General features: G+C 33.9%; 8 protein-coding genes. 3 read left to right on the plus strand and 5 right to left on the minus strand.

The annotated features are described in order from the left end of the window. The first annotated feature begins 97 nt into the window (after window positions 1–97). Window positions 98–1,759 carry a methyl-accepting chemotaxis protein gene (locus GJV85_RS13885; RefSeq protein WP_207560671.1) on the plus strand — a complete coding sequence of 554 codons (1,662 nt, stop codon included), beginning with the start codon at window positions 98–100 and terminating at the stop codon, window positions 1,757–1,759. 8 nt (window positions 1,760–1,767) lie between these two features. Here GJV85_RS13885 and GJV85_RS06950 read toward each other — a convergent pair whose 3' ends face one another. Further along, a complete protein-coding gene (locus GJV85_RS06950) occupies window positions 1,768–3,549 on the minus strand; it encodes a YgiQ family radical SAM protein (RefSeq protein ID WP_255550539.1) in 1,782 nt (593 codons plus the stop codon). A gap of 88 nt (window positions 3,550–3,637) precedes the next feature. Between GJV85_RS06950 and GJV85_RS06955 the strand changes: the two genes are divergently transcribed. Together GJV85_RS06955 and GJV85_RS06960 are read left to right on the plus strand one after the other, a co-directional pair. Continuing rightward, window positions 3,638–5,305 (plus strand): AMP-binding protein, encoded by a 1,668-nt coding sequence (locus GJV85_RS06955; protein WP_207560672.1) that lies wholly within the window; start codon window positions 3,638–3,640, stop codon window positions 5,303–5,305. A gap of 91 nt (window positions 5,306–5,396) precedes the next feature. Then, on the plus strand, window positions 5,397–5,807 hold the full coding sequence (locus GJV85_RS06960) for a hypothetical protein (RefSeq protein WP_242689760.1): 411 nt from the start codon (window positions 5,397–5,399) through the stop codon (window positions 5,805–5,807). Here the strand turns inward: GJV85_RS06960 and GJV85_RS06965 are convergent. The 4 genes from GJV85_RS06965 to GJV85_RS06980 form a co-directional block, all read right to left on the minus strand. Continuing rightward, a complete protein-coding gene (locus GJV85_RS06965; RefSeq protein ID WP_207560673.1) occupies window positions 5,804–6,727 on the minus strand; it encodes a manganese-dependent inorganic pyrophosphatase in 924 nt (307 codons plus the stop codon). The two genes, GJV85_RS06960 and GJV85_RS06965, sit on opposite strands and share 4 nt — an antisense overlap. Window positions 6,728–6,766: 39 nt before the next feature. Beyond that, the gene (locus GJV85_RS06970) at window positions 6,767–8,509 is read right to left on the minus strand and encodes an ATP-binding response regulator (RefSeq protein WP_207560674.1); all 1,743 of its coding nucleotides are present in this window, start codon (window positions 8,507–8,509) and stop codon (window positions 6,767–6,769) included. Then, on the minus strand, window positions 8,506–9,561 hold the full coding sequence (locus GJV85_RS06975) for a response regulator (RefSeq protein ID WP_207560675.1): 1,056 nt from the start codon (window positions 9,559–9,561) through the stop codon (window positions 8,506–8,508). The genes GJV85_RS06970 and GJV85_RS06975 overlap by 4 nt, the downstream gene beginning before the upstream one ends. A gap of 93 nt (window positions 9,562–9,654) precedes the next feature. After that, a complete protein-coding gene (locus GJV85_RS06980) occupies window positions 9,655–10,716 on the minus strand; it encodes an ADP-ribosylglycohydrolase family protein (RefSeq protein ID WP_207560676.1) in 1,062 nt (353 codons plus the stop codon). Window positions 10,717–10,915 lie beyond the last annotated feature (199 nt).

A 10,915-nucleotide genomic window follows, 5' to 3' on the forward strand; every position in this document is an offset into this window, starting at 1 on the left:
CTTCCCTTAAAGTAAAGTGCATTTTTAAAATTCTAAATATTATATTAAGAGTACTTATCCTAAAATATTGAACAATTACAGAAATAGAAGGAAATATATGAGTACAAATAACAAACTCATTGTGCTAGTTTTAGCTGGTTTTATGATACCGCCAATCGTGTGGATATTTATGGTTTATTATTCTGAAGTTTTTAATTTAGATGAGTTAGTTAGTGTTGTTTTTTCTGCCGCGATGATCTTGTATATAATAGCTGCTACTGCCATAGGAGTCTTTTTCTTTAAATCTCAACTAAACACCATTGAGTCAGCTGTTGAAAATAAAAAAAGTACTCAAGAGAGTGACAGAGTACTCTCAAGACTTCCAATACTATTTTTACTTGCACAGTTTTTTTATACTTCATTTGGTCCACTCATTGTTCTTACCAGCTTAGACTTTATTTCAACGACTCAGTTTTGGTTAGCACAACTCTTTAGTATTCCTCTGTTTTTACTCTTTATTATTCCTGTTTTTATACTCTTTGTTACAACTATAGAGAACTGGACGAAGGGACTGACAATGTCTCAAGAGTATCCATTCCTCTCTTTTAGTAAAAAAATTATTTTTGTTATTTTTAATACTCTACTTGGAAATGTTTTCCTTTTAGTCCTTTTTAACATAACACTTTATATAACACAACATAGTCTTACACTTAATGATATGATCTCTAAAAACACACTTGTTATTATCATCGCACTTACTATATCTATACTTAATATATATCTTCTAGTTAGACAGATAAAACTCTCTGTACTAGGTATAACTAAGGCTGTTGAATCTGAACATAACAATCTTAATAAAGTTATCTCCATAGATGCAAGAGATGAGACAGGAACTATGGCAAGATCTATAAATATCTTTATAGCTAATTTAAACTCAACCATATCAGATGCTAAAAACTCTTCTCATATTAACCAAAACCATGCTTCGAATATGAAAGAGATTACAACAAAAACTCAACTTAAAGTTCATCAAGAGTTTAAAATAGCACAAGAGACAATTACACAAGCGAACTCTATTCAAGAGCTAGTTGAAACTTCTAACCAAAATTTTCACGATACTAAGCTTAATATGAATAAAGCAAACACTCTACTTAATGATGCAAAAAATGAGATATTTAGACTCACAGAGAGTGTACATCATAGCGTTGAGCTTGAGCATGAAATGAATTCTAAACTTGAGCAACTCTCGGGGGAGACGCAGCAGATAAAGAGTGTTTTAGATGTTATTAGTGATATTGCAGAACAAACAAATCTTCTCGCACTTAACGCAGCCATAGAAGCAGCTCGTGCAGGTGAGCATGGCCGTGGATTTGCCGTAGTTGCTGATGAAGTTAGACAACTGGCTGAGAGAACACAAAAAAGTCTTACAGAGATAAATGCCACTATAAATATTATAATACAATCGGTCACAGATGCTAGTGAGCAGATGAAAAATAATGCTGATAATATTGAATCACTTTCAGATATTTCAAGAAATGTTGAAGAGAATATTAATACAACAGTTGAGACTATGGATAAAACTAATGAACTAACTCAAGAGAGTGCAAAAGGTTCACAAGAGATATCTACACATACGGCAGATATGCTTACTAAGATACAAAGTATCAGTACTATTTCACATGAAAATGATGAGAGTATGCAAGAACTTGCAGAGATAGCAGATAAGCTTTATAACTCTTCGGGAGAGCTCAATTCTAAGCTAGAGTATTTTGAGACTTAAAAAGTCTCTTAAGAAGCAAATCCACTAGCAAAATTATCTTTTGCAACAACTATCTGTTTCTGTTTTTCTTTGCGTTTAGTATCTTTTTCTACAAATATTTTTCTTCTTGTTTTAGGATCCATTTCAGTATAGTACATCACAGCAGAGTAAGTTCCTGGCGTTGGTGTAAAAACCTGAGCCTGCTCCGGATTCATCTGTAGTTCATCTCTTGTAAAGCGTTTTAACTCATGCATATCTTTTTCTTCACACCCTGGATGTGCCGCGATAAGATAGTAGGTTAAAAACTGATTCTTCCCCTCTTCCTTATTTAACTTATCATAGAGCTTTTTAAAATCTATGAGTGTTTGCTTTCCTGGTTTTCCCATTAGCTCTAGTACATGCTGCTGAGTATGTTCAGGAGCTACTTTCATCTGGCCAGATATATGATGTTTCACCATCTCTTTTAGATACTCATACCCATGCTTCTTATCTTCTGTTATAAGGTCATAACGTACACCACTTGCTACAAAAGCCTTTCTCACACCTGGCACTTCTCTTACTTGTCTAAGTAAATTAATATTTCGAGAATGGTCTGGCTTCATAGATTGACAAAGATGGTTTGCATCAACACAGCGTTGGTGGTCACAAGTACCAAGTTTCAACTTTTTATTGCACTCGTATCCGTACATATTGGCTGTTGGCCCACCAACATCAGAAATAATCCCTTTATAGTCTTTATACTTGTTAAAATCATTCGCTTCTTTTAAGATATTTTCTTCAGAGCGTGTCCTAATCGTACGCCCTTGATGCACGCCAATAGCACAGAAATTACACTCGCCCCAACATCCATGGTGCGTCATAATTGAGAATTTTATTGTCTCCAAACATTTCACTTTTCCATCTTTTGCATAATAAGGATGCAGTTCTCTAGTAAAAGGAAGGTTGGAGTGCGCATCCATTTCTTCTTCACTCAAGTGATCACATGGTGGATTTTGGATTAAAAAACGAGTGTCAACAGGCTGACAAAGTCCATTTGCTGCTATTGGGTCATTGTTATCATAAAACAGATCAAAGAGGTCTATATACTTCTCTTTATCATCTAAACACTCTTGATGAGATGGCATTTGATGATACTTTTCCACTGGTTCTTTAGATATGTAACAAACACCACGAATATCTCTATAGTCTTGTTTTTCATCTATTGCTTTTGTAAGTTGCTCCAGTGCTATTTCACCCATTCCATAAATAAGCACATCCGCTTTTGAATCAAACAAAATTGGTTTTTTAAGCTTATCTGACCAGTAGTCATAATGACTCACACGTCTTAAACTCGCTTCGATTCCACCTAAAACTAGAGGAACAGTGTTTTTAAAATGACGACGGATAAGGTTACAGTAGACACTTATGGCACGATCAGGGCGTTTGTTATTCTTGCCACCTGGAGTATAATCATCTGAGTTTCTAAACTTCTTTGTTGCAGTATAGTTACTCACCATACTATCAACACTTCCACCACTCACACCCCAATATAAACGCGGCTCACCTAAACGCATAATATCATCACCCGACTTAATATCAGGCTGACCTATCATTCCTACTCTGTAGCCTAACTTCTCAAGCATACGACCTACCATGGCTACACCAATAAAAGGTGAGTCTATATAGGCATCACCACTAACAAGAATTACATCACAGTAGTCCCACCCTCTAGCATCCATGTCTGCACGGGTTGTAGGTAAAAAATCTTGTTCTCTAAAGTTATGAGTATCTCTATTTTTATTATCGTGGGTGTTTTTGTTTCTTCTACTCAATGTTTAGCCTTATTTATAAGAAAAATATACTATTTCTAGCATTTATATGTATAATAATACTAAATAGATTCAAAAGAAGAGATTAGTTATGAATTACCCTTATGAAAACTTAGAAAACTTTACACTAGCAAGTCTTATCAACCGTTCAGCAGAGATATATGTGGATGAACCAGTTCTCTCAAAACTTGATCAAGAACCCACAACTTACGGTGAACTTCATCAATCCATATTAGCAATGTCGAAACTTCTGCTTGAAAATGGAATCAAAAAAGGTGACAAGGTAGCATTGCTTAGTGAAAATATGCCAAACTGGGCTGTGGCTTACTTTGCAACCACATACTTTGGTGCTGTTATAGTTCCAATACTTCCAGATTTTCATAAAGCTGATGTTCACCATATTATCAGACACTCTGATGCTAAAGCAATTTTTGTTTCACAAAAGCACATTGATACTGTAGAAGAGTTAGATGAAGAGGATTTAACTTTTGTCATAAAACTTGATGATTTAACTATAGTAGATGAGCTTACAAATCATAGATATTTGTCCAAAATTAAACAAAAAAATGTAAACATAAAAGAGTTAGCTAAGCCAGATGAAAATGATATGGCAGCAATACTCTACACGTCAGGGACAACGGGTAACTCAAAGGGAGTGATGCTCTCACACAAAAACCTTGTAACAAATGCTTTATCTACATATGAAAAAGTCACAATACTTCCGAGTGATGTTTTTCTATCTATCCTACCCCTGGCTCATACACTAGAGTGCACAGTTGGACTTTTAGTGCCAATATTACATGGGGCAAGTGTTGTTTACATAGATAAAGTTCCAACGCCAAGTGTTTTATTAAAAGCATTTAGCATAGTTAAACCTACCATGATGCTTAGTGTACCTTTGATTATCGAGAAGATATATAAAAATAAGGTTCTTCCTAAATTTACAAACTCGCTTGCTATGAAAACACTCTATTCAGTACCTCTATTTAGAAAACAACTTAACAAAATAGCAGGAAAGAAACTCATAGAGACATTTGGAGGCAGGTTGAGATTTTTTGGAATTGGCGGAGCTGGACTCTCTCCCTTTGTAGAAAAATTTTTAATAGAAGCCCAGTTTCCATATATAATTGGCTATGGATTGACAGAGACCGCACCACTTATAGCAGGTTCTATTCTTGGTGACACTATTAAAATCACGTCAACTGGAACGGCGTTTCCCGGGGTAGAAATTAAAATAATAAATGAAGATCCTAAAACAGGTAGTGGAGAGATTATCTCTAGATCACCAAGCGTTATGCTTGGTTATTATAAAGATGAAAAACAGACAGCAGAAGTCATTAAAGATGGTTGGTTTTATACAGGCGATCTTGGACATATCGATGAAGATGGATTTTTATTTATTAACGGTAGAAGTAAGAATGTAATTATTGGCTCAGGTGGAGAAAATATTTTTCCTGAACAGATTGAGGCCGTTATAAATCAAAATAGTGTTGTATTAGACTCTCTAGTCTTGATGCAGGATAATAGACTTATAGCAAAGGTCCACCTAGATTATGAGATGATAGATGAGATGTTTAAAGCAAACCATACTCCAGACTCTGAAGTAAAAGAGAAGATTACAAACCTTCTTGAAGAGATGAGAGTAGAAGTAAATACAAAAGTTTCAAACTACTGTAAAATGGTTAAATTTTCTGAGCAGATAGAACCATTTGTTAAGACACCAACTAAAAAAATAAAACGCTTTTTATATGTAGATTAAAGGCTCTCTTATAAAAAATATAAAAAAAGTTATTCATAAAGATGAGTCGGTTCTAGTTCAAGCTGAGATATCAAAAACATTTTATATTCCAATGATAAAGTTATATCTCTTGGGCTCTTTACTTCTATTTATTGGATTTGAGTATCATATAGGAGTAATTGGGATAGTATTAGTACTAAGAACACTTTACGTACATTATTATGAGATAAAAGAAAAATCCTCTTATCATTGCCTACTTACTAAAAAAAGATTGATTATATTAAAAGGTCATAAATCTAGAGAGGTTTTTCCGATCAACCTTGAAGAGATACGAACTATATATATAAAGCCAATTGGTGGAATATTTGAAAAAATAATTGATGTTGGAACACTTGAGGTACTAACTACAGATGGTGGACGCTATGTAATTAGTAATATAAAAGAGCCCTATTTATATCATAGAGCGATTATTGGAGATGTTGTGAGTGCTACTCACTACTCCAATAAGAAAAAAAGTGTTTAGAACTGAGGTTGAACAAAAGGTATAACTTGTTTTTTTCTACTTAAAACACCATCAAGCCATACTTTTGAGTTTTCTAGTTTTACGCCAAACGCAGCTTCTATCCTAGAGTCATCATCGCTTACTACTAGAAGTTTTGATCCCTCTTTCATTATGTCTGTTAAAAGAACTAAAATAGTATGGAGTCCCTCTTCTTCTTTCATAACTTTCATATCTGCCATTATCTCATCTTCGCGAGACTCTAGTACGGAGATATCAACCATCTCAAGCTGATTAACGCCAACCTTAACGCCATTCATGTCAAAAGCTTTGTAATCTCTTGTATTTAGATTTCTAGCTGTTGCACCATCTACAGCTGATTTTGCAATAAACATATCCATCGCTATAGATTTATAATCTTCAACACCTGCAATTTTTGCAAGTTCTTTTACTGCTTTTGTATCAACTTTTGTACATGTTGGTGACTTAAAGATAACAGTATCGCTTAAGATAGCAAGCATCATCATTCCAGCTATATCTTTTGGAATCTCTACATCATAGGCTCTATACATTTCATAAACAACTGTGTTAGAGCAGCCAATAGGTCTTATCCAGCACTCTAAAGGCGTAGATGTTGTTAAATCACCAAGTTTATGATGATCAACTATACCAAGAATAGTAGCTTCCATAATGTCTGCAGGAGCCTGTGCTTTATCTGAAAAATCTATAATGTAAACATTTTCTCCAGCTACTGAAGTTTTAAGTTCAGGCACCTTTGATTCATATCCAAACTGTTTTAAAATAAATTTTGTTTCGGCAGATATTTCTCCCTGGCGAGTCGGTATACAATCTTCACCAAGTTGATTTTTTAAGTATGAAAGAGAAATAGATCCTACTATAGAATCACTATCGGGACTTGTGTGTCCAAAAACATATGTTGACATTTGATGGCCTTTATAATTTTTTGAAATTATACTACAGTTTTATAAACTTTCTAACTTTTTTATCATACCACTATAACTCTCCATCATAGTGTTAATAGAATCGATGTCAAACCTCTCAGTATGCTCTAAAAGTTCTTTTGCAAAATCCGAGAAAATCTTGATTTTGTACTTAAACGCCAACTTTAAAAGGGTTTCGCTAAAAAGTTGTATAACACTTAAGTCATTAGTTGAACGAGCTTCTTGGTATATTGCTTCAAGCTCACTGTAGTGAACACTTAGAAACTCTTTTGACTTTTTAATATCAACACTCTCAAGATCACTCTGTTTTATATTAATATTTACAGGAGTAGACATAAGATGCATCAGATTTAAAGTTTTAATAGAAATCTTAAAGAGTTCCATCTTCGAAATTGGACGTTGTAAATGTCCTACAACATTAACTCCCGAATCTATAAACTCTACATTTTTCAAACTTCTAGACGTAATAGTAACAACGGGTGCCTTACTCATTTTTGCTATTACTTTAGAGACAGCACTATCATCTCCAACTAATACTTCAAGATCTATAAAGACTATATCAAACTTATTCTCTTTAAATGCTACTATAGCTTCACGAGGATGCTCATAGGCAAATACTTTTACAGCAGTTTGTATGAAACTCTGCTCAATTGTATTTCTGTCCTCAAGGGACTCATCAATGACCATTATCTTTCCACCCTCAGGCTTTATGAATGAAAAGTTAACATTTTCCTCATCAATCTTATCTTTTGCACTATAAAGGACTATCTCTACACCTTTTAGTAAAAGTTTAAATGTTGAACCTTTTGAGAGTTCACTTCTAAAAGTGATATCTCCATTCATAAGTTTTGCTATTTTTTTATTCAAACACAGACCTAGACCCGAAGTTCTGTTCTCTGCTACATGTGCATTCTCTTTTGCATCAAAAATTTCAAAAATTTTATTCTGATTTTCCCTTGCTATTCCAACACCAGAATCTTCAACACTCACAAGTATATCTACTTCATTTTTTCTTGTGTCAAGATTGTTAACCATTAATTTAACTTTGACATATCCCTCAGGTGTGAATTTTATTGCATTTTCTATCAAGTTGTTCAAAATATCTTTTACTTTTTGATCATCCATAATTAATGAATTTGGCATATTTTCATCAATCTCTAAAGAAAAATCAAGGTTTTTAGCATCAGCACTGGGTTGATGCTCTTCAATAAGCGTGTAAAACAGGTTTTGTATATCCACAACTCTGTTTTGAACCTCCACCGAACCCAACTCAAGTTTTGCTATCTCTATTGTGTTATCCATAAAAAGAAGGATTTTTTGAGATGATCTTGCTATACTTTTTAAGTAGTGTAGTAAATTCATCTCTTTTATATCGACAGATAAAAGATCTACAAAGGTCAATATTGGTTCAACATTGGATTTAACTTCTTCTCTTACGTCTGACATGAAATCATACTGTTTCATTTTTGCTTCTTGAGATTTAATCTTCTCTTCTTCAAGATAAGTTTTATATTTTTCTAACTCAGACGTTAGGTTCTCAATTTTACTAATTTGACTACTTGCATAACTTGTGTTTGATTTTAAACGAAGCTCTGAAATCTCTTTTTCATTAGATTGAATCTCACTGCTTAATCTTTGAACCTTTTCATCAAAGGCTTTAATCTCTATTTTTTGTTTTTTGTTTTTAATGCCTAGTAGAAGTACACCAAGTAAAAGAAAAACGATTAGAACTATTAAAAAAATAGATAAAGTATTTAAAATCATGTACTCTCTTCTTCTGTAATTTCTTTAAACATTTCAAGATGAGTACTAAAAATATCTACTAAACGCGGATCAAATTTTGTACCACTTGATTCTATAATATACTTTGAAGCCTCTTCAAAACTCCAAGCTTTCCTAAATGGACTCGCATGAGTTAAGGACTCTAAAACATCACAGATAGAAACAATTCTGGCAAAAATATGGATTTCATCTCCACTTAAAGCTTGTGGGTAGCCAGTACCATCATAGTTTTCATGATGCTGGTGAGCGATCACTCGCACAGCCTGTATAGACTCAATCTGTGATTTTCTTAAAATTCCATCAGCTAATGTTGTATGCCCCTTCATAATCTCAATCTCTTCATCACTTAATTTGTCATGTTTATTTAAGATTTTTTTATCAATAAGTATCTTGCCGATGTCATAAAGAGGTGCACAAATATATAAAATATCAATCTCTTGTTGTGTCAAATTACCTTCAAGTGATGCCAATTTTCTTGCCATAAGAGCAACACGATGGTTATGACTTGCATTATTTTCTGCATCTGACTGAATAAGTTCTGTTAAGATAGACATTATCTCTTTTTGAGCAAAAAGTAGATCTGAAGAGTATTTATCTTTTACTACTTTAATTTCACCTGCAAGATAATCGCTCTTTTTATTTAACTCTTTTTTATGCTTATAGAGCTCAATATGACTCTTTACTCGAGATTGAAGTTCTACGGGATGAAAAGGTTTTTTTATATAATCAACGGCTCCAACTTCGAAACCATGTTCAACTGACTCAATGTCAATCTTATCTGTAAAAAATATAACTGGAGTTTCTCTTATGGATGGGGAGTTTTTGATAATTTTACATAATGCAAAGCCATCAATATCAGGCATCACAACATCTAAGATTATTAAATCAAATCTTTTAGACTTAAGGATTTCTATAGCCTGCTTTGAACTAAGTGCATAAGAGAAGTTATAAGAACTGCTTTTTAGTATGTTGATAGCTATCTTAATATTTTCACTAACTTCATTGACTATTAAAATTTCGTTTTTACTCTTCATGCCCTGCTCTTGTCTGTATAAATAAGAATTATTATACTGTTTTTAGTTTTTTTTTACTAGCAATACTATTAAATTAGCACTATTATTAATAATTTATAGCAAGAGTGGTAATTTATTTAGTAGATTTTCACAGTATTCCCACTCATCAAGGCTCTCTTTCCATTCTTTTGGAATAGCATTCACACCCTTGTAAGCACCCAAAACCATTCCTATAGCGATAGCACGTGAAGCATTGTCTCCACCAACCATTGCATTTGCCTGAAGCGCTAACTTTAGCCCATCTTCTTGCTCAGCATACTTAAGTATAAAATAGACAGCCCCTGGAAGCGTACCTTCAGTCGGGCTTGCTTTTCCAACTTTTATGGGCTCACTGCGACCAACGTCCCAAAGTCGAGCCATACTTGTGATGGCTAAATCATCACTAAACTTTTCTTTATGAAGTGCTGAGTTTTCATCTGCTTCTTCTTGGTACTTTAGTATGGCTTGAGAAACCTTTTGAGCAAAAAAGCCACCCATCTGAACTCCAACCATCTCTATGGCGTCTGCTGGTTTTTCACCATTTATAACCCTGTGTGTAACGCGTGCAAAAAACTCTCCACCACCAAGTGCTTCTGCATTCTTATGAGTAAACATAACTTTACGAGCAACGTCAACAAGTTCTTCTTCAGTCTCATAATAAGCATGCGCTGCAATATGACGAATAGCCATGGCGTTTGATATTCCACCAAGACGCTCAACAGGTACACCCTGCTTTATCTGTGCATAAGTCTCTTTTGTCATTGTACATATCCAAGATCCCCAACCATTTTCTAGTCTATTCATCCAGTGAGGTATCATATTAGCCACGTTAAAAGGTATTGGTTTTTCTGAAATTGCCGCTAAATGCTCTAAAACTAAGATATTGTAATCACCATAGTCTGTAGTTCCACCAGCTTTTTTTCCAGGGTGATAGTTTCTTTGTCCCCATCCTATTCCATGAGTTTGGCCACCCATCATCTCACCCGGAGACATGAACCTCTCAATTGGCTTATTTCCATATGCCTCGTATATTTTTTTTGCGTCATACTCATAATGAGAGCCTAAGCAAAGTGCATCACCCACTATGGCACCAAAAAATGCACCCTTTATTGACTCTTTCTTAGATATTTCATTCATTTAAATATTCCTAGATTTTTCTCAGATTTTAACAAAATTCTATTTAGTTGAGCTATATTTATTTTAGTTTCATATTTATTTATCTTCCTTTCAGAATATAAACAAAATTTTTAATTTGTAGAGAAAATGTCCCAAGTAAGGTGTGAAAAAAGCTTAGGTATGAAGATTTTAACGAAAAATAAAATATAAATCGTTATAG

The sequence above is a fragment of the Sulfurimonas aquatica genome (assembly GCF_017357825.1).
Taxonomy (GTDB): domain Bacteria; phylum Campylobacterota; class Campylobacteria; order Campylobacterales; family Sulfurimonadaceae; genus Sulfurimonas; species Sulfurimonas aquatica.

Coding starts and splice junctions, on each gene's coding strand:
- GJV85_RS13885 (WP_207560671.1), top strand. CDS start 98: ATGAGTACAAATAACAAACTCATTGTGCTAGTTTTAGCTGGTTTTATG.
- GJV85_RS06955 (WP_207560672.1), top strand. CDS start 3,638: ATGAATTACCCTTATGAAAACTTAGAAAACTTTACACTAGCAAGTCTT.
- GJV85_RS06960 (WP_242689760.1), top strand. CDS start 5,397: ATGATAAAGTTATATCTCTTGGGCTCTTTACTTCTATTTATTGGATTT.
- GJV85_RS06965 (WP_207560673.1), bottom strand. CDS start 6,727: ATGTCAACATATGTTTTTGGACACACAAGTCCCGATAGTGATTCTATA.
- GJV85_RS06970 (WP_207560674.1), bottom strand. CDS start 8,509: ATGATTTTAAATACTTTATCTATTTTTTTAATAGTTCTAATCGTTTTT.
- GJV85_RS06975 (WP_207560675.1), bottom strand. CDS start 9,561: ATGAAGAGTAAAAACGAAATTTTAATAGTCAATGAAGTTAGTGAAAAT.
- GJV85_RS06980 (WP_207560676.1), bottom strand. CDS start 10,716: ATGAATGAAATATCTAAGAAAGAGTCAATAAAGGGTGCATTTTTTGGT.